Source organism: Streptomyces sp. R44 (assembly GCF_041053105.1).
Classification (GTDB): Bacteria; Actinomycetota; Actinomycetes; order Streptomycetales; family Streptomycetaceae; genus Streptomyces.
Map to the genome: position 1 here is coordinate 3,745,344 of NZ_CP163444.1, position 17,696 is coordinate 3,763,039.

The following is a 17,696-nucleotide window of genomic DNA, read 5'->3' on the forward strand; positions in this document are numbered from 1 at the left end:
TCCTTAGAGGTGGGGTGCGACCTCCGTGCCGAAGGCCGCCATCTGGTCGATGAGTTCGGTACGGCTCCGGGACCGGAACCGGACCTGGATCTGGTGCACGCCCATCTCGCCGTACGCCCGCAGGGAGGCGGCGAGCTCCTCCGGACGGCCGCTCAGGGTGCGCCGGCCGACCTCCCAGCCGGGCGTACCGACGTACAGCGCCTCGGTGATCGCGCCGACCGTGATCGGCTCGGCGATCCCGGCCCCGGTACGCAGCCGCAGCAGCTTCCGGATCTGCTCGGCGAGCTTCTCGCGGGGGTCGCCCTGCGGCAGCCAGCCGTCGCCCTTGAGGGCGGCGCGGCGCACGGCGGCCGGCGAGGAGCCGCCCACCCAGAGCGGGACCCGCCGCTGCGCGGGCCGGGGCAGCTGCCCGAGGTCCTTGAAGGCGAAGCGCTCCCCCAGGTGCTCCGGGTACTCCTCGGGCCCGAGGGCCGCCCGCAGCGCGTCGACCGTCTCGTCGAGCACGGCGCCCCGGCGGGCGAAGTCCACCCCGAGCGCCTCGAACTCCTCCTGGACGTGCCCGGCGCCGACCCCGAGGACCAGACGGCCGCCGGAGAGGTGGTCGAGCGTCGCGTACGCCTTGGCCGTGACGAGCGGATGGCGCAGGCCGACGACGGCGACGTGCGAGAGGAGCCGGACCCGCTCGGTGGCGGCGGCGAGGAAGGAGAGCGTGGCGACCGGGTCGTACCAGACGGTGCTCATCGGCCCGGCGAGCCGGCGCGGGATGGCGACGTGGTCGCAGCTCGCGAGGTAGTCGAAGCCGTGCGCGTCGGCGGCGCGGGCGACGGCGAGCAGATCCGCCGGGCCCGCGGCCGCCTCCCAGGGCTCGGCGTAGAGGGTGCTCTGCGACTGGACCGGCAGCTGCATGCCGTAGACCACCATGGGGGACCCCCGAATCTGACGGATCGTCACTTCAACGAGCAGGCCCATGCTCGTACCTGACGATCCATCAGGCAAGGGGTAGGAGGTTCCCGGTGCCGGACACGCCCCCGCCCGGGCAGCGCGGCGCTGCCCGGGCGGGGGTCTTCGTACTCCGGTGGGTCAGGTGCTGTCCGCCGCGCCGGCCGCCCTCGCGTGGCGCACCACGGCCGCGCCGGCCAGGCAGACGATGCCCACGGCGCTCAGGAGGGCCAGCGCCTTCGCCCAGGCGAAGGTGGTGCCGAGGCTGCCGCTCAGCAGGTCGACGGTGCGCGCGCCCGCGACTCCGTGGAGCGCGATGACGAACACGGCGACACCCGCGGCTGCGGCCCAGGCGATCAGGGTGTCCCGGGCCGCGAGCCACACCGCGCAGGCCAGGCAGAGCACGGTGACGACCACGGACAGCGCCTGCGCGTCGCCGCCCGAGCGGAGACCGTCCAGGTCCGTCGGCAGATGGATGAGGCCGCAGGCGAACAGCGCGACCGCCGCGGGCCAGCGCAGCACCGACCGCAGCGCGGGAGAGCTGGTGTGGCTGCCGGGGCCCGAGGCCAGTGCGCCGTCCAGCGGGGACTTCCGCCCCTTGGAGGCGCCCCGGCCACGCTTCGGGACGGTGGCGGCCGGCCCGGCTCTTTCGGGTTCGGCCTTCCGCGGCTCGGCGTCCCCGCCCCCGGTGGACTGCCAGTCGCTGCTGTCGGCGCCGAGGATGCCGACGAGCTGGACCACGTCCTCGACCGGCCGGCCGACCGCCGCGGCGCGCAGCGTGGTCTCGGCCTGGTGGAGGTCGTACCCGGAGGCGTTGAGCAGCGCGAGGAGCTGGCGCACCTCGTCGAGCGGGCGGCTGACGGCCGCGGCGCGGAGCGCCACGTCGGCGGGGCTGGAGACCTCACCGGTCTCCTGGAGACGGGCCACCAGCGTGGCGACCTCCTCGACGGGCCGCTCGGTCGCCGCCGTCGTCAGCAGCGTGTGGACGGCTTCGTCACCGGTCTCCTCCTGGGCCACCGACTCAGGAGCGGCCTCGGAGGCGAGGGGGGACGTCGCATCGACGAGGGACTCCGAGTCGACGAGGGACTCCGAAGCGGTCAGCGACTCCGGTTCGGCGGCCAGGGACTCCGAAGCGGTCAGCGACTCCGGTTCGGCGGCCAGGGACTCCGAAGCGGCCTGCGACTCCGAAGCGCTCTGGGGCTCCGGGGCGGCCGGGGCCTCCAGTACCGCCGATACGGCGGGGGGCGCCGCCGGACGATCGGGGAAGGGAGGCACGACGAGCGCCGGGGACGAGGAGACAACCGACGGGTGGGACGGAACCTGGCGGGGCTCTGCGGTCGGTTCTATGTCGTGGTCCGCCGGATGGATGTGCGGGAGGTCGGGGGTCATGTCACAGGCTCCGTTCGCGAACGTCCCGGGGGACGTCCACCGTGGCTGTCTCGTGATGGGCGCAAGAAGCGCACACTTGACTACTATTTGCGCGCAGTCCATGACACTCCGCTATCAGGGGGCCGCCTCGTTGGGCCATTGGGGCGACAAACGGCCGGGCCCCCCGAGGACCCGGCCGTGGTCACGGGACTAGGCCCGCCAGAGCCCTTCCGGGGACAGTCCCAGGAGGTCGATCGCGTTGCCGCGGACGATCCGCTCGACGACGTCGGCGGGCAGGTGACCCATCTGGGCCTCGCCGACCTCCTTCGACTTGGGCCAGGTGGAGTCCGAGTGCGGGTAGTCGGTCTCGTACAGGACGTTCGCGGCCCCGATCGCGTCGAGGTTGCGCAGTCCGAAGGCGTCGTCGAAGAAGCAGCCGAAGACGTGGTCCGCGAAGAGTTCGGACGGCGGGCGCGTGACCTTGTCGGCGACGCCGCCCCAGGCGCGGTTCTCCTCCCAGACGACGTCCGCGCGCTCCAGGATGTACGGGATCCAGCCGATCTGGCCCTCGGCGTACATGATCCTCAGGTTCGGGAAGCGCTCGAACTTGCCGCTCATCAGCCAGTCGACCATCGAGAAGCAGCAGTTCGCGAAGGTGATGGTGGAGCCGACGGCCGGCGGCGCGTCGGCGGAGGTGGACGGCATCCGGCTGGAGGAGCCGATGTGCATGGCGATGACCGTGCCGGTCTCGTCGCACGCGCGGAAGAAGGGGTCCCAGTGGTCCGTGTGGACCGAGGGAAGCCCGAGGTGCGGCGGGATCTCGGAGAAGGCGACGGCCCGGACCCCGCGCGCGGCGTTGCGCCGGACCTCGGCCGCGGCGAGCTCGGGGTCCCAGAGCGGGATGAGGGTGAGCGGTATGAGCCGCCCGTGCGCCTCGGGCCCGCACCACTCCTCGACCATCCAGTCGTTGTAGGCGCGGACGCAGAGGAGGCCGAGCTCGCGGTCGCCCGCCTCGGTGAAGGTCTGCCCGCAGAAGCGGGGGAAGGTGGGGAAGCAGAGCGCGGACTGGACGTGGTTGACGTCCATGTCGGCGAGGCGGGCGGCGACGTCGTACGAGCCCGGCCGCATCTGCTCGTAGGTGATGACTTCGAGGCGTATCTCGTCCCGGTCGTAGCCGACGGCGGTGTCGAGGCGTGTGAGGGGTCGGTGCAGATCCTCGTACACCCACCAGTCGCCGATCGGCCCGTCGTCCCCCTTGGCGCCCATGACCGGGGCGAACTTGCCGCCGAGGAAGGTCATTTCCCTGAGCGGGGCGCGGACGATCCGGGGTCCGGTGTCGTGGTACCGGGACGGGAGCCGGTCCCGCCAGACGTGCGGGGGCTCCACGGTGTGGTCGTCCACCGAGATGATCTTCGGGAAGGTCTCCATGGGTTTCACGGTAGCGCTGATCTGACGGGCCGTCAGCTAGTGGGGCCCAGAACGCCCCGGGCCACGGCCGCACAACGGCTTCACAACGGCCGACCCGATGCTGACGGACTCCCTCCGGACAAGGCAGACTGTCCAGGGCGAAACCAGCGGTAGGGGCAGGGGGAGCGATGGACCGTGAGAACGGGCCGCGAGTTCCGGTGCAGCGGGCTCCGAGGATGGGCCCGACGGCCCCGGTGCGCGAAGAGAAGAGCACCGACACGAGCACCGACACGAGCGCGGGCGCCGACGTACGCGCCGGCACCGCCACGAACGGGGACGCCTCCGGCGGGCTCCGCTTCGGCGTGCTCGGCCCCGTCCGCGCCTGGCGCGACGGCGAACCCGTCCCCACCGGCTCCCCGCAGCAGCGGGCCCTGCTGGCCGCGCTGCTCCTGCGCGGCGGCCGCACCGCCACCGCGCACGAGCTGATCGACGCGCTCTGGGGCGAGGAACCGCCCTCCCAGGCGCTCGCCGCGGTCCGTACGTACGCCTCCCGCCTCCGCAAGGCCCTCGACCCGAAGGTCCTGGTCAGCGAGTCCGGCGGATACGCCCTCCGGACGACCGCCCTCGACGTGACCGAGGCCCAGGAGCTGGCCGCCGAGGCGGACAAGCTCCGCGCGGCCGGGGACCGGACGGCCGCCCGGGCGAAGCTCGCCGAGGCGCTGGACCTGTGGGACGGCGAGGTCCTCGCGTCCGTACCGGGGCCGTACGCCGAGACGCAGCGCACGCGCCTGGAGGAGTGGCGGCTGACGCTTCTGGAGACACGCCTCGACATCGACCTGGAGGTCGGCGCGCACGCGGAGGCCGTCTCCGAACTGACCGCGCTGACCGCCGCGCACCCGCTGCGGGAGCGGCTGCGCGAACTCCTCATGCTCGCGCTCTACCGCAGCGGACGGCAGGCGGAGGCCCTCGCCGTGTACGCGGACACCCGTCGGCTCCTCGCGGACGAACTGGGCGTCGACCCGACCCCCGAGCTCTCCCGGCTCCAGCAGCGCATCCTCCAGGCCGACGCCGAGCTCGCCCGCCCGGTCGAGGAGCCGGCCCCGACGGCCGCGCCCGTCGCCCGCCCGGCCCAGCTCCCGGCGACCGTCCCGGACTTCACCGGCCGTGCCGCGTTCGTACGGGAACTGGGCGCCCGGCTCGCCACCGCCGAGGGCCACGTCATGGCGGTCTCGGCGCTCGCGGGCATCGGCGGCGTCGGCAAGACGACGCTCGCCGTGCACGTCGCCCACGAGGCCCGCCCGCACTTCCCGGACGGGCAGCTGTACGTGGACCTCCAGGGCGCGGGCCACCGCGCCGCCGCGCCGGAAACGGTCCTGGGCTCCTTCCTGCGCGCCCTGGGCACACCGGATTCGGCCATCCCGGACTCGCTCGACGACCGGGCGGCGCTGTACCGCTCGACGCTGGACGGACGCCGGGTCCTGGTCCTGCTCGACAACGCCCGCGACGCGGCCCAGATCCGCCCGCTGCTGCCGGGTACGGCGGGTTGCGCGGCGCTGGTGACGAGCCGTATCCGCATGGTCGACCTGGCGGGCGCGCACCTGGTGGACCTGGACGTGATGTCCCCGGAGGAGGCGCTCCAGCTGTTCACGAGGATCGTGGGCGAGGAGCGGGTGCAGTCGGAGCGGGAAGCGGCCCTGGACGTGGTCGCGGCCTGCGGCTTCCTGCCTCTGGCGATCCGCATCGCGGCCTCGCGCCTTGCGGCCCGCCGCACGTGGACGGTGTCGGTGCTCGCGGCGAAGCTGGCGGACGAACGCCGCCGGCTGGACGAGCTCCAGGCGGGCGACCTGGCGGTCAAGGCGACCTTCGAACTCGGCTACGGCCAGCTGGAACCGGCCCAGGCCCGCGCCTTCCGCCTCCTGGGTCTGGCGGACGGCCCGGACATCTCCCTGGCGGCAGCGGCGGCGGTCCTGGACCTGCCCCTCTGGGACACGGAGGACCTCCTGGAGGCCCTGGTCGACACGTCCCTGGTGGAATCGGCGGCCCCCGGCCGCTACCGCTACCACGATCTGGTCCGCCTCTACGCGCGTGCGTGCGCGGACCGCGACGAACAGCCGCCGTCGGAGAAGGAGGCGGCGCTCTCCCGCCTCCTGGACTTCTACCTCTCCACGGCCGCGAGGGTCTACGCGATCGAGCGCCCGGGCGACCGCCTGGTGGACCACCTGGAACCGACGGCCTACGAGGGCCTCACCGTCACGGACCGCCACGAGGCCCAGGACTGGCTCTACGCGGAGGCGAACTGCCTCCTGGCCACGGTCCGCCAGTCGGCGGCCTCCCCGGCGACCCTCCGCCGGGGGGTGGACCTCCTGTGGGCGTCCCTGGACCTGGCGGAGTCGGGCGCGAACTCGAAGGAGTACGAGGCGGTCGCGACGGTCCTGCGGGAGGCGGCGAACGGGGCGGGGGACGTCCGGGCGGAGGGGCGCGCGGCACTGACCCTGGCGTACGTCCAGCACGTGGCGGGCCGCTTCGACGAGGCCGACGGTCACGCCCACGAGGCCATGGACCTCGCCTCCACGACGGGCGACGGCCTTCCGCTGTGCTGGGCGGCCAACGCCCTTGGCATCATGGCGCTCTATCAGGGACGCAACGCCGACGGAGAACGCTTCCTCACCCAGGCGACGGCATCGTTCCGTGCCTGCGACGACGCGGCCGGCGAGGCCAGCGCCCTGTGCAACCTCTCCCGGATCCACCTGGCGATGGGCCAGACGGACACCGCCGTCGAACTGGCCCAGCGTGGCACCGACATGTACGACGCCATGGGTCACGCGCTCAAGGGTGCCAACGGTCGCTACGCACTGGGACTCGCACTGACCCAGAGCGGACAACTGGTCGAGGCCGCTGCCCGGCTCGCCGAGGCACTCGCCGTGTTCCAGGACAGCAGGCAGCGTCTCTGGGAAGGTATGTCGCTCTTCAGGATCGCCGAGGTGGACATCGCCGCCCGTCGCTTCGCCCCGGCCGCGTCGAACTCCGAGATGGCCCTGGTCATCCTCAGGGGAGTGGGCGGCGAGTGGCGGCGCGGTCAGGTCCTCGTCGTGCTGGGGCGCGCGCTGTCCGGCATAGGGCAGCACGGGCGGGCACGGGTCTGCTGGCAGGAAGCACTCGACATCTTCGTGGAACTGGGCTCGCCCGAGGAATCCGAGGTGCGAACCCTGCTGTTGGAAACCGCTGCCGTCTGACCACTGAGCTGCCCGTTCATCGTTCGTTTATGACCGTGCGGCAGTCTTCTCTCATCGATCCGCCGCGTCGGGGGGCAGACGGGTCGGTGGTACGGCCGTCACACCGTCGCACTAGGGTGAACGGCTCCGAGTGGGCCCCCGGCTGTCCACGGGGGAACGGCCGGCAGGGCCCACTCGCCCCATCCGAAGTCATCACGGGAGTTGATCACCATGGCCGACCTGGACCCGACCACGCCCATAGCCAAGCCGACGAACATGCACGCCACCGGCGAGGACATCGTCAGCAAGAACATGCACGCGACGGACGCTCCGCTCGCCGACGCGGTGGCCGAGAAGCTCGGCATCAGCGGCAACATGCACGCCACCACGGAGCCCATCGAGGGCAGCGCCGGCACGGCCACCACGGACAACATGCACGCCACCACGGAGCCGGCCAAGTAGACCACTCCCGACGGGGAACGGCCGCGGCGGCGACTTCGGGGGAGCTGCCGGGGCCAGCCACAGGAGGTCCGGTCGACGGGGGAGCACACGGACTCGGGGGACACCCGGGACGGAACCAGGGGGGATCCGTCCGGGCAGGGCCCGTGCGCAACGCGATCGGACCACCGCACAAGGAGGGGCCGGGCAGATGCCCGGCCCCTCCGGCTGTGCGCAGGGCGTCAGCCGGACGGGCGAGCGCACGCCGGGAAGCGGGCCACCAGGCGCGCCCCGCGCGCCGAGTCCTCGACCGTCAGGGTCCCCGCGTGGTGCGTGGCGATGGGGATCGTGGTGCCGGCCCGTCAGCGGGCGTAGGAGCCGAGGCCGACGAGGCAGTAGACGTACTCGCTGATGGTCGTGCCGTTCATCGTGTAGCGGTGGGAGAAGGCGTACTCCGTCTTCGGGTTGGCGTTGCAGTTGTTCATGTCGGAGGTGAAGGGGAAGGTCTGGATGACCTTGTAGTGGGCGTCCGAGGCCGAGCACGACACCTCTTCGACGCCGCTGACGCTCTGCGCGGTCTCCGAGTTCGGGAGGGTGCCGTTGAGGCAGGTGCCCTTCTCGTACGGGTCGGGTTCCTCCTCCGTGGGGGTCGCGACGGGGAGCGGTTCGTAGGAGTACGAGGAGGAGGCGGAGGTCGGCGTGGGGAGGGGGCCCGCGCTGCCGGGACTCTCGTCCTCGTCCTTGTTCAGGAGGTACGAGCCGCCGACCAGCGCTCCGATGACGCAGAGCGCGACCAGGCAGCCCAGGCCGGAGGACTTCTTCGGGGCCGCCCCGGCGACCGTGATGCGCAGGTACACCGTGCCCTCGCCGAGCCGGGCCGCGACGAGTTCGCCGTGGCGGCAGGGGCGGACGGTGATGTGGGCGGGACCGGACGGCAGCTGGACGGTGAGGATCACGCCCTGGGCGGCCTGCTGCGGGGTGAGCGTGAGGGGGATCTCTTGCGTCGGCACCGGCTGCTCCTGGAGGGAGAAGGTACGTACACGAAGGCTTGCCCGTATGACGTGTACACGGAGGGAGTTGGTTGCGGTTTCTCCTCCCTTCGTCAGCCCCGCTCCCTCAGCTCCCCCTTCACCACTTTCCCGCTCGCGTTCCTCGGCAGCTCCGGCACGAACTCGACCTCCCTCGGCACCTTGTAGTTCGCCATCTCCCGCCGCGACCAGGCGATCAGGTCGTCCGCCGTGACCCCCGCCCCCGGCCGCCGTACGGCGAAGGCCTTGCCGACCTCGCCCAGGCGCGCGTCCGGGATGCCGATGACGGCGACGTCCGCGATGTCGGGGTGCAGGCCGAGGAGCTGTTCGATCTCGGCCGGGTAGGCGTTGAAGCCGCCGACGATGAACATGTCCTTGAGCCGGTCGGTGATCCGGAGGTTCCCCGTCTCGTCCAGGACGCCGATGTCCCCGGTGTGCAGCCAGCCGTCCGCGTCGATCGTCGCCGCCGTCGCCTCCTCGTCCTCGAAGTAGCCGCTCATCACGTGGTGGCCCCGGACCAGCACCTCGCCCGTCTCCGAGAGGCGCACCTCCGTGCCGGGGACCGGGCGGCCGGAGGTCCTGGCGATCGTCCCGTCCGGGTCGTCGCGGCGGCACATCGTGACGATGCCGCTCGCCTCCGACAGGCCGTACGCCGTGAGGACCGTGCCCACGCCCAGTTCGGAGCGGAGGCGTTCGACCAGCCGGAGCGGGACCACGGCCGCGCCCGTCACGACGAGGCGGAGGGTGGCGAGGTCGTGCGCGGGGCGGGCCGGGTGGTCCAGGAGGGACTGGTGGAGGGTGGGCGGGCCGGGGAGGACGGTGATGCGTTCGGCGGCGATGTTGGCGAGGACGGTGTCGACGGTGAAGACGGACTGCGGGACGATCACCGCGCCCCGCATGAGGCAGGCGAGGATGCCGGCCTTGTAGCCGAAGGTGTGGAAGAAGGGGTTCACCACGAGGTAGCGGTCGCCTTCCGCCAGGCCCGCGAGATCGGACCAGATCGCGTAGCAGCGCAGGGACTGGGCGTGGCTGATGACGGCGCCCTTGGGACGGCCGGTGGTGCCCGAGGTGTAGATGATGTCGGAGGGGGCGTCGGGGTCGATGCCGTCGGCGCGGGCGCGGACCCGGGCGGCCGGGACGCTGTCGCCCTCCGCGAGGAAGGCCTTCAGGGTCGTCCAGCCGGCCTCGTCGGGGGCGGTGTCGCCGAGGACCACCACCTTTTCCAGGTCGGGGAGTTCGATGCCCGAGCGGCGCAGGGAGGCCACGTACGAGGTGCCGAGGAAGGTACCGGTGACGAAGAGCAGCCGGGCGCGGGAGCGCCGGAGGACGTCGGCGGCCTCGGTGCCCTTGAAGCGGGTGTTCAGGGGGACGAGGACGGCGCCGGCGGTGACGGCGCCGAGGGCGGAGACGATCCAGTCGAGGGTGTTGGGGGCCCAGATGGCGATCCGGTCCCCGCTCCGTATCCCGGTGACGAGGCAGGCCGCGGCGGCCCGTTCGACGCGTTCGCCGAGTTCGGCGTAGGTGACGCGGACGCGGCCGTCGACGACGGCCTCCCGCCGTCCGTACCGCTCGGCCGCCGCCCGTACGAGTCCGGGGATCGTGCCCCACTCCAGGTCGCCGCGCGGGTCATCACCCGGGTCCATGCTGACGTCCATGCCCCACCTCCCTGTAGCTGACTATCCGTCAGATTAGTTGTAGCCTGACGCGCTGTCAGCAGTGCTGCCCCATGAGGAGGTTCGGTGCTCAAGGACGCCACGGCCATCGTCGGGATAGGACAGACCGCCTTCGCGAAACAGCTCCACGAGACCGAGAAGACCCTCGCCTGCCGGGCGATCCTCGCCGCTCTCGACGACGCCGGCATCGACCCCTCCGAGGTCGACGCCTTCGCCTCGTACACAATGGAGGAGACCGACGAGGTCGAGGTGGCCAAGGCCATCGGGGCCGGCGACGTCACCTTCTTCAGCAAGGTGGGGTTCGGCGGAGGCGGCTCCTGCGCCACCGTCGGCCACCTCGCCGCCGCCGTCGCCACCGGCCAGGCGAGCGTCGGCGTCGCCTGGCGGTCCCGGAAACGGGGCTCGGGCCCCCGCCCCTGGAAGAACACCGCCGTCCAGCTGCCCACCCCCGGCCAGTGGACCCGCCCCTTCGGGCTGCTCCGCCCCGCCGACGAGATCGGCATGCTCGCCCGCCGCTACATGCACGAGTACGGCGCCACCCGCGACCACCTCTTCAACGTCGCCCTGGCCTGCCGCAACCGCGCCAACCAGAACCCCGCCGCGATCATGTACGAGCGCCCGCTGACCCGCGAGATGTACATGACGGCCCGCTGGATCAGCGAACCCCTCTGCCTCTTCGACAACTGCCTGGAGACGGACGGTGCGCTCGCCTGCGTGATCGTCTCCGCCGAGCGCGCCCGCGACTGCCGCCGGAAACCCGTCTACGTGCACTCCGCCGCCCAGGGCCTGCCCGCCCAGCACCACGGCATGGTCAACTACTGGAACGACGACCCGCTCTCCGGCCCCGCCTGGACCGCCGCCCGCCACCTCTGGAAGCAGGCCGACTTCGGCCCCGCCGACGTGGACGTCGCCCAGATCTACGACGCCTTCACCCCGCTCGTCCCGCTCTCCCTGGAGGGCTACGGCTTCTGCGGCAGAGGAGAAGGGGCCGCCTTCACCGAAGGGGGCGCCCTGGAGATCGGCGGCAGGCTGCCGCTCAACACCGGCGGCGGCGGGCTCTCCGAGGCGTACGTCCACGGCTTCAACCTCATCAACGAGGGCGTCAAGCAGCTCCGCGGCACCTCCACCGCCCAGGTCCCCGACGCGGCCACCTGCCTGGTCACGGCGGGCGAGGGCGTCCCCACCTCGGCCATCCTCCTCAGGAGCTGATCCCCTTGCTGAACCCCGTCATCGACGAAGACGGCGCCCCCTTCTGGGAGTACGCCGCCCGCGGCGAACTCCGCGTCCAGGCCTGCGCCGACTGCGGCGAGCTCCGCTTCCCGCCCCGCCCCTGCTGCCCGCACTGCCGGTCCTTCGACAGCGAGTGGCGGCTCATGTCCGGACGCGGCCGCATCTGGTCGTACGTCCTCCCCCACCCGCCGCTCCTGCCCGACTACGCCGCCCAGGCCCCGTACAACGCGGTCCTCGTCGAACTCGCCGACGCTCCCCGCATCCGCCTCGCCGGCAACGTCGTCGCCGCGCCCGACGCCCCCCTGAACTCCGTAGACCCGGCCCGGCTCCGCATCGGCGCCCCCGTCCGGGTCGCCTTCACCGAGATCGACGGCCTCGCCGTCCCCCGCTGGCTCCTGGAGCGCCCATGACCGTCCGCGTGGAACGCGACAAGGAGACCGGGGTCGCGGTCGTCACCCTCGACCGGCCCGCCAGACACAACGCGATCACCCTGGAGATGGCCCGCGAACTGGGGGCCGTCTGGCGGAGCTTCCGGTACGAGGACGAGGTCCGGGCCGTCGTCGTCACCGGGGCCGGCGGGCGGGCCTTCTGCACCGGGATCGACCGCGAGGACGCCGGAAGGATCCCGCAGCCCTCCTCCCCGTACACGATCGACGACCCCCTCCTCACCATCGGCCCCAAGGCGAACGACCTGTGGAAACCGGTGATCGCCGCCGTCGAGGGCATGGCCTGCGGCGGCGCCTTCTACCTGCTCGGCGAGGCGGAGTTCCTGATCGCGGGCGAGAGCGCCACCTTCTTCGACCCGCACACCACCTACGGGATGGTCAGCGCCTTCGAGACCGTCCACATGGCGCAGAAGATGCCGTACGGAGAAATCGCCCGGATGGCCCTCATGGGCACCGCCGAACGGGTCTCCGCCCGCCGCGCGTACGAGACGGGCCTGGTCAGCGAGGTGACGGAACCCGGCGGAGCCCTCGATGCCGCGCTCCGCGCCGCCGCCGTCATCGCCTCGTACCCGACCGGGGCCGTCCAGGGCACCGTCCGGGCCCTCTGGTCCACCAGGGACGCCTCCCGCACCCCGGCCCTCGCGCACGCCCCGCACCTGGTGACGCTCGGGAACCTGCCGGCGGACCGGCAGGCGGAGCTTTTCACCCGGAGGAGCGACGGGCACCGGCTCCGATAGCGGTTGCAACATTCTGTTTTAATGGATCTTGATTTGATGAAACACCGTCAACGGCGGTGGGACAGCCCCGCGTTCGCAGCCGGATCGGGCCTCGCCCGGCCGCTGTGGCACGCAACGGGGAGCTGTGATGGGACGACGAATCGCCAAGGCCGGACTCGCGGCCGGAGCCGCACTCCTGCTGGCCGCCTGCGGCGGCGGCAACGACCCGGTGACCGGCGCGGGCACCGGCGGCGGGGGCGGCGGTGAGGCCGGCCAGGGCGACGGCGACGGCGGCGCGGCGAAGACCGCCTCGCTCGCGCAGCCGGGCAGCCTCACGGTCGCCTTCTGCCAGACCCTCGAAGACGGCACCGGCGGCAAGGGCTACCAGGTCATCCTGCGCTCCTTCGCCGCGAAGGACGGCGCCTTCGTCGGCGAGCGCGCCACCACCATGCCGGCCGGCACCGAGCCGATCACCGGCTGCGACGGCGACGGGCCCAGCTACCGCGTCAACTCGGCCTTCAACAAGGACCTCACGCTCGTCGCCGGCCTGGTCGACGGCGACCGCGCCGCCGCCTTCGACCTCGCCACCGGCCGCGAGGTCGCCCCGCCCGACCCCGATTCCTTCACGAAGCGCCCGGACAACGGCGGCGCCGCCTTCCACCCGGTGACCGACCGCCTCTGGTACGACATGGGGCGCCTCGACACCTCGTCCGCCGACGCCGGCGCCGTCGCCTCACGGGACCCCAAGGGCGGCCTGAAGACCGAGGAGAAGACCCCCGACGAGAAGATCCCCGGTCTTCTGGAGAAGGACGGCGCCACGGCGGAGACGGTGCTCGCGACGGACGACATCCACGCGCCGGCGGTCCCCGCCGGCGGAGTCGTGGCGACGGGCAACACGACGTACGGCGTCCGCCTGAGCAAGGTCCGCCCCGACGGTGACGGCATCGGCGCCGGGGTCTACCTGACCGACATCAAGACCCAGGGCCTCGACGAGGACAACCGGGAGTTCTGCGAGCCGGCCTTCTGGCGGAACGCCACCACCCTGGTCTGCGACTTCAAGCAGCTGACGTTCTCCGCCGACTACACGAAGCTCCTGAAGACCGAGGACCTCGTCCCCGAGAACGACCGGATCAACGGCCAGCCGGTCCTCTCCGCGGACGGCAAGAGCTTCGCGTTCCTCTCCAAGGGCGAGGACGGCAGGCGAGGCCTCTTCCGCGGGGACTTCAACGGCGGGGCCCCGGTGAAGATCACCAGCGTGGACCCGCCGGTCGCCGACCCGGAGGACAACCTCCGCACGGCGCTGATCCGCTGGAACTGACGGTCAGCTGCTGGGGGACGCGGTCGCGGAAGCGGACGTGGAGGCGGTCGGAGAAGCCGTCGCCTTCGCGCGCACGTCGTAGACGTAGCAGTCCTTCACCTTGTCGACGGCCTTCGGGGTCTTCATCGCGACCTCGAAGGTCTTCGTCTCGTAGGACCCGACGGTGACGACGGTCGTGACCGAGTCGACCGCCGAACCCGTGACGCCCTTGAACTCCAGCGTCACCTCGTACGTCCCCGCCACCGCGTCCCGCGAGGTGATCCTCAGGGTGGACGTCGTGTCCGCCTTGCGGGCGGGCTTGCCCTTGCGCTTCTTCTGGGCCGGCTTCACGCAGTCGACGACCACGACCTCGACCTTCGCGGAGGTGGGGGAAGGGCTGACGCTCGGCGTGGAGCCGCCCGAGCCGTCGTAGTCGTTGTAGTCGTTGTTGCCCTGCTCGTCGCTGGAGCAGCCGCCGCCCGAATCGTCGTCGTCGGAGTGGCTCCGGCTCTTGCTCTTCCCGCTCTTGCTCTTCCCGCTGCCACCGCTGCTGCCGTGGCCGCCCTTGCCGGTGTGGAAGCCGGTCAGCGCGAGGACCACCACCGTGAGCGTCGCCGCGAGCTTCAGGCGTGTCCGTACCATCGCCGCCCTCTCCTCTGTCTGTCGTGTCCGCGCCACCCTAGCGTCGGGTCCGTGCCACGTGGCGGGGCCCCCTCACCCGGCGTAGCGTCGGGAACGAGGGCCGGACCGCCGAGGAGGCCGCATCGATGATCCGCAACATCGCCGGCTCGGTCCTGGCTCTCGCCGGAGCGACGGCCGCCGTCTGGAGCCCCTTCCGTGCCTGGTACGACGGCCGTCACGGGCGCGACTACGCCATCGGGGAGCTGTTCACCGGCGTCACCGACAAGAAGGCCGAAGTCCTGGGCTCGATCCTGCTCCCCCTCGCCTTCGCAGCCCTCGTCGCCCTGGTCGGCGTGGTGCTCCGCTCCCGGCTGATCGTCGCCCTCGCCGGGCTCGTCGTCCTGGGCTTCACGATCCTGTGGATGGTGCGGGTGGGGGAGGCGGAGGGCAGCCTCACCATCGACGCGGACGGCACGGGGCTCGGCGAAGGGGTCGCCGTCGCCTTCGGCGGCGGCGTCCTGATGCTCCTGGGCGCGCTCGTCATGTCGGGACGGAGACGCACGCACCGGGTGGACCGGGCGCCGGCGCGCGGCCGCCCGCCCCTGGACGGCCCGCCGACGGGCCCGCCGGGGCCCTCGGCACCTCCGCCGGACCGGCCCCCGGCGGACCCGAGTCCGTCGGAGCAGACGCTGACGTGGCCCCAGCAGGAGCCGCCCGGGCAGGACGGCCCCCGGGGTCCCTAGCCGCGCGGCGCGGCCGCGCCCCTGCCGGTCGCCGTGCCCTTGACCGCGTCCAGCGCGTACACGCAGCGGTCCTTGCTGCACGCGTACACGACCCCGCCCTTCGCCACCGGCGAGCCGGTGATCTCGCCGCCGGTGGCGAGCTTCCAGCGGAGCTGCCCGCCGGTCGCGTCCAGGGTGTACAGGACGTGGTCGGCCGAGCCGAAGTGCACCCGGCCGTCGGCGACGACCGGGGAGCCGACCAGCTCGCCGCCCGCCGCGAACCGCCACCGGGGGGTGCCGGTGACCGCGTCGAGCGTGTAGAGCGCGCTGCCGCTGCCGACGTGCACGTTGCCGTCGGCGACGAGCACCGGCTCGGTGGACTGGCGCGGCTCGGTCGCGATCCGCCAGCGGTCCTGCCCGGTGGTGGCGTCGAGCGCGTACACCGTGCCGAGGTGGTCCGAGAGGTACACCCCGCCGCCGGTGACGGCCGGTCCCGGCGCGAACGCGGGCGGGGAGAGGAAGACGGCCGGCGCCTCGAAGTGCCAGCGGACGTGCCCGCCGGCGATGTCGATCGACAGGACCCTGGTCCCGGCGGAGACGTACACACAGCCGTCCTCGGCCGGGGCCACCCGGACCGGCACGTTGCCGCAGGAGGCGGCGTCGCCGATCGGGTACGACCAGCGCTCCACGCCCGTGCGGGCGTCGAGGGCCTGGAGCCGGGCGTCCCGCCACACGTACACGGTGTCGCCGTGCACGGCGGGCCCCGCCTCCGGGGTCTCGAAGTCGGTCTGGGCGCCGGTGAGCTCCCACAGCTTGGCGCCGTTGGAGGCCTCCCAGCCCTGCACCCCGCCGCCGCGCGTACCGGTGACGACGGTGCCCCGGTCGACCTGGAGCGCGTACACCCAGGCGTCCGTGTGCAGCCGCCAGCGCTCGCTGCCGTCGTCGGCGTCGAGCGCGTAGAGGGTGGGGCCGTCGGAGGCGTGGATGCGGCCCGAGGAGACCGCCATCGACCAGGCGACGTCCCGGGTCTTGAACTGGCGCCGGCCACTCCCCGTGTCCAGGGCGTGCACCTCGAAGGAGGTCACGTACAGCAGATCGCCGTCGACGACCGGGGTGCCCCAGACGTCGTTCGACATCCGGAAGCGCCAGGGCCGCCAGTGGCCGGGCTCCGGCGGCGGCTGCGGTGCCGTCTGGTCGGTGCCCTGCGAGGGCACGGACACCGGGCGCGAGCCGTGCTGCGGGGCCTGCTCGGCGCCGTGCGGGCCGCCGCCGGGCGGGCGGATCCAGCCGGTCGCGGGGCCCGCGTCGGCGCCCCGCCCGACGGCGAGCGCCGCCCGGGTGTCGGCGACCCGGGGGCCGGGGCCGATCGGCACGGTCGCGCCGCCGAGGCGCACGGGACCGCCCGCGCTCTCGGAGGGCCCGGCGTGCCGGCCGCCGACGGGCGCGTGCTCCGGCGCCCGCCCGGGTGACCGCTCCGGCGCCCGCTCCGGTGCCCGCTCGGGTGCCCGCTCCGGTCGCTCCGGGAAGCGGGGGTCCTGGCGGGGGCCCGGCGGGTCCGCCGGGGGCGGGGGCGGCGCGGTCGGGCTGGGCAGCTGACGGCCGCCGCCGCGACGGCGCTCGATCATGGCGGTGGCGCTCAGCGGCAGCCACGCGGAGGCGGTGCCGCTGTCGTCGCTGCCGGGGCCGAAGAGGTGCGGGGCCAGCTGCGCCTGGAGGTCGGCCGGGGTGGGCCGGCGCGTGACGTCCATCTGCATGCAGGAGTCGATGAGCGGCCGCAGCTCGTCCGGGAGGCCCTCCAGGTCGGGGCCCTCCCGCAGCAGCATGAAGACGGTCTCGACGGGGTTGGCGCCGTGGAAGGGCGCGTGCCCGGTGGCGGCGAAGACCAGCATCGAGCCCAGCGAGAAGACATCGCTGGCGCCGGTGACGCTGCGCGAGTCGCGGGCCTGCTCGGGCGACATGTAGGCCGGGGTGCCGACGGCGACATTGGTCATGGTCAGGCGCGTGTTGGAGACGCCCGACGCGATGCCGAAGTCGATCACCCGGGGGCCGTCCTCGACGACGAGGACGTTGGAGGGCTTGAGGTCTCGGTGGACCAGCCCCGCGCCGTGGATGGACTGCAGGGCCTCGGCGACGCCCGCGGCGAGCCAGCGGACGGCCTGGGCCGGGAGCGGCCCGCACTCGTTCACTATCTCTTCGAGGGAGGGCGCCGGGACGTAGGCGGTGGCCAGCCAGGGCACGGCGGCGCGCGGGTCGGCGTCGACGACGGCGGCCGTGTAGAAGCCGGAGACCGCCCGGGCGGCCTCCACCTCCCGGGTGAAGCGGACCCGGAACAGCTGGTCCTCCGCGAGCTCCGTGCGCACGGTCTTGATCGCCACGCGCCGGCCCGAGGCCGAGCGCGCGAGATAGACCAGGCCCATTCCGCCCGCGCCGAGCCGGCCCAGCACCTCGAAGGGCCCGATACGTCTCGGGTCGTGCTGCGTCAGCTGTTCCACTTGCCTGCCACCTCCCCGTACGGGCCATGAGGGTACGGCCCCGTGGACCCTGATTCTTCCTGTCCGAGGGCCCGGTTGCGAACCCGGGGGCGGATCGGGGTGTCACA

14 protein-coding genes are annotated in these 17,696 nt (G+C 73.0%); 7 read left to right on the top strand and 7 right to left on the bottom strand.

Annotated features, from left to right (window positions below; genetic code table 11):
* Positions 1–3 precede the first annotated feature (3 nt).
* The 3 genes from AB5J54_RS17240 to AB5J54_RS17250 all read right to left on the bottom strand — a co-directional run bounded on the left by AB5J54_RS17240 (position 4) and on the right by AB5J54_RS17250 (position 3,735).
* Positions 4–921 carry an LLM class F420-dependent oxidoreductase gene (locus AB5J54_RS17240; RefSeq protein ID WP_369144797.1) on the bottom strand — a complete coding sequence of 306 codons (918 nt, stop codon included), beginning with the start codon at positions 919–921 and terminating at the stop codon, positions 4–6.
* Positions 922–1,080: 159 nt separating this feature from the next.
* Complete coding sequence (locus AB5J54_RS17245; protein WP_369144798.1) at positions 1,081–2,328, bottom strand: hypothetical protein; 1,248 nt, start codon at positions 2,326–2,328, stop codon at positions 1,081–1,083.
* 189 nt (positions 2,329–2,517) lie between these two features.
* Positions 2,518–3,735: an amidohydrolase family protein gene (locus tag AB5J54_RS17250; RefSeq protein ID WP_369144799.1), complete on the bottom strand. Its 1,218-nt coding sequence runs from the start codon at positions 3,733–3,735 to the stop codon at positions 2,518–2,520.
* Between the two features lie 167 nt (positions 3,736–3,902).
* On the opposite strand from AB5J54_RS17250, the gene AB5J54_RS17255 reads away from it, so the two are divergent.
* Entirely contained in the window at positions 3,903–6,947 is a 3,045-nt protein-coding gene (locus tag AB5J54_RS17255; protein WP_369144800.1) for a BTAD domain-containing putative transcriptional regulator, read from the top strand.
* A gap of 210 nt (positions 6,948–7,157) precedes the next feature.
* Positions 7,158–7,388 carry a hypothetical protein gene (locus AB5J54_RS17260; RefSeq protein WP_369144801.1) on the top strand — a complete coding sequence of 77 codons (231 nt, stop codon included), beginning with the start codon at positions 7,158–7,160 and terminating at the stop codon, positions 7,386–7,388.
* Between the two features lie 338 nt (positions 7,389–7,726).
* Here AB5J54_RS17260 and AB5J54_RS17265 read toward each other — a convergent pair whose 3' ends face one another.
* Together AB5J54_RS17265 and AB5J54_RS17270 are read right to left on the bottom strand one after the other, a co-directional pair.
* Complete coding sequence (locus AB5J54_RS17265) at positions 7,727–8,374, bottom strand: hypothetical protein (RefSeq protein ID WP_369144802.1); 648 nt, start codon at positions 8,372–8,374, stop codon at positions 7,727–7,729.
* A 92-nt stretch (positions 8,375–8,466) separates the two neighbouring features.
* Positions 8,467–10,047: a FadD3 family acyl-CoA ligase gene (locus AB5J54_RS17270; RefSeq protein ID WP_369144803.1), complete on the bottom strand. Its 1,581-nt coding sequence runs from the start codon at positions 10,045–10,047 to the stop codon at positions 8,467–8,469.
* 84 nt (positions 10,048–10,131) lie between these two features.
* On the opposite strand from AB5J54_RS17270, the gene AB5J54_RS17275 reads away from it, so the two are divergent.
* From AB5J54_RS17275 to AB5J54_RS17290, 4 genes are all read left to right on the top strand, one after another.
* Positions 10,132–11,274: a lipid-transfer protein gene (locus AB5J54_RS17275; RefSeq protein ID WP_369144804.1), complete on the top strand. Its 1,143-nt coding sequence runs from the start codon at positions 10,132–10,134 to the stop codon at positions 11,272–11,274.
* Between the two features lie 5 nt (positions 11,275–11,279).
* Positions 11,280–11,705, top strand: coding sequence for a Zn-ribbon domain-containing OB-fold protein (locus tag AB5J54_RS17280; protein ID WP_369144805.1), 426 nt, complete (start codon positions 11,280–11,282; stop codon positions 11,703–11,705).
* Positions 11,702–12,478, top strand: coding sequence for an enoyl-CoA hydratase/isomerase family protein (locus AB5J54_RS17285; RefSeq protein ID WP_369144806.1), 777 nt, complete (start codon positions 11,702–11,704; stop codon positions 12,476–12,478). The genes AB5J54_RS17280 and AB5J54_RS17285 overlap by 4 nt, the downstream gene beginning before the upstream one ends.
* Positions 12,479–12,605: 127 nt before the next feature.
* Positions 12,606–13,775, top strand: a complete 1,170-nt coding sequence (locus AB5J54_RS17290; protein WP_369144807.1) for a hypothetical protein — start codon at positions 12,606–12,608, stop codon at positions 13,773–13,775.
* A 3-nt stretch (positions 13,776–13,778) separates the two neighbouring features.
* Here AB5J54_RS17290 and AB5J54_RS17295 read toward each other — a convergent pair whose 3' ends face one another.
* Positions 13,779–14,396 carry a hypothetical protein gene (locus tag AB5J54_RS17295; RefSeq protein ID WP_369144808.1) on the bottom strand — a complete coding sequence of 206 codons (618 nt, stop codon included), beginning with the start codon at positions 14,394–14,396 and terminating at the stop codon, positions 13,779–13,781.
* 125 nt (positions 14,397–14,521) lie between these two features.
* On the opposite strand from AB5J54_RS17295, the gene AB5J54_RS17300 reads away from it, so the two are divergent.
* Positions 14,522–15,118: a hypothetical protein gene (locus tag AB5J54_RS17300; RefSeq protein ID WP_369144809.1), complete on the top strand. Its 597-nt coding sequence runs from the start codon at positions 14,522–14,524 to the stop codon at positions 15,116–15,118.
* On the opposite strand, the gene AB5J54_RS17305 is transcribed toward AB5J54_RS17300, so the two are convergent.
* Complete coding sequence (locus AB5J54_RS17305) at positions 15,115–17,589, bottom strand: PQQ-binding-like beta-propeller repeat protein (RefSeq protein ID WP_369144810.1); 2,475 nt, start codon at positions 17,587–17,589, stop codon at positions 15,115–15,117. The two genes, AB5J54_RS17300 and AB5J54_RS17305, sit on opposite strands and share 4 nt — an antisense overlap.
* Between the last annotated feature and the right edge of the window lie 107 nt (positions 17,590–17,696).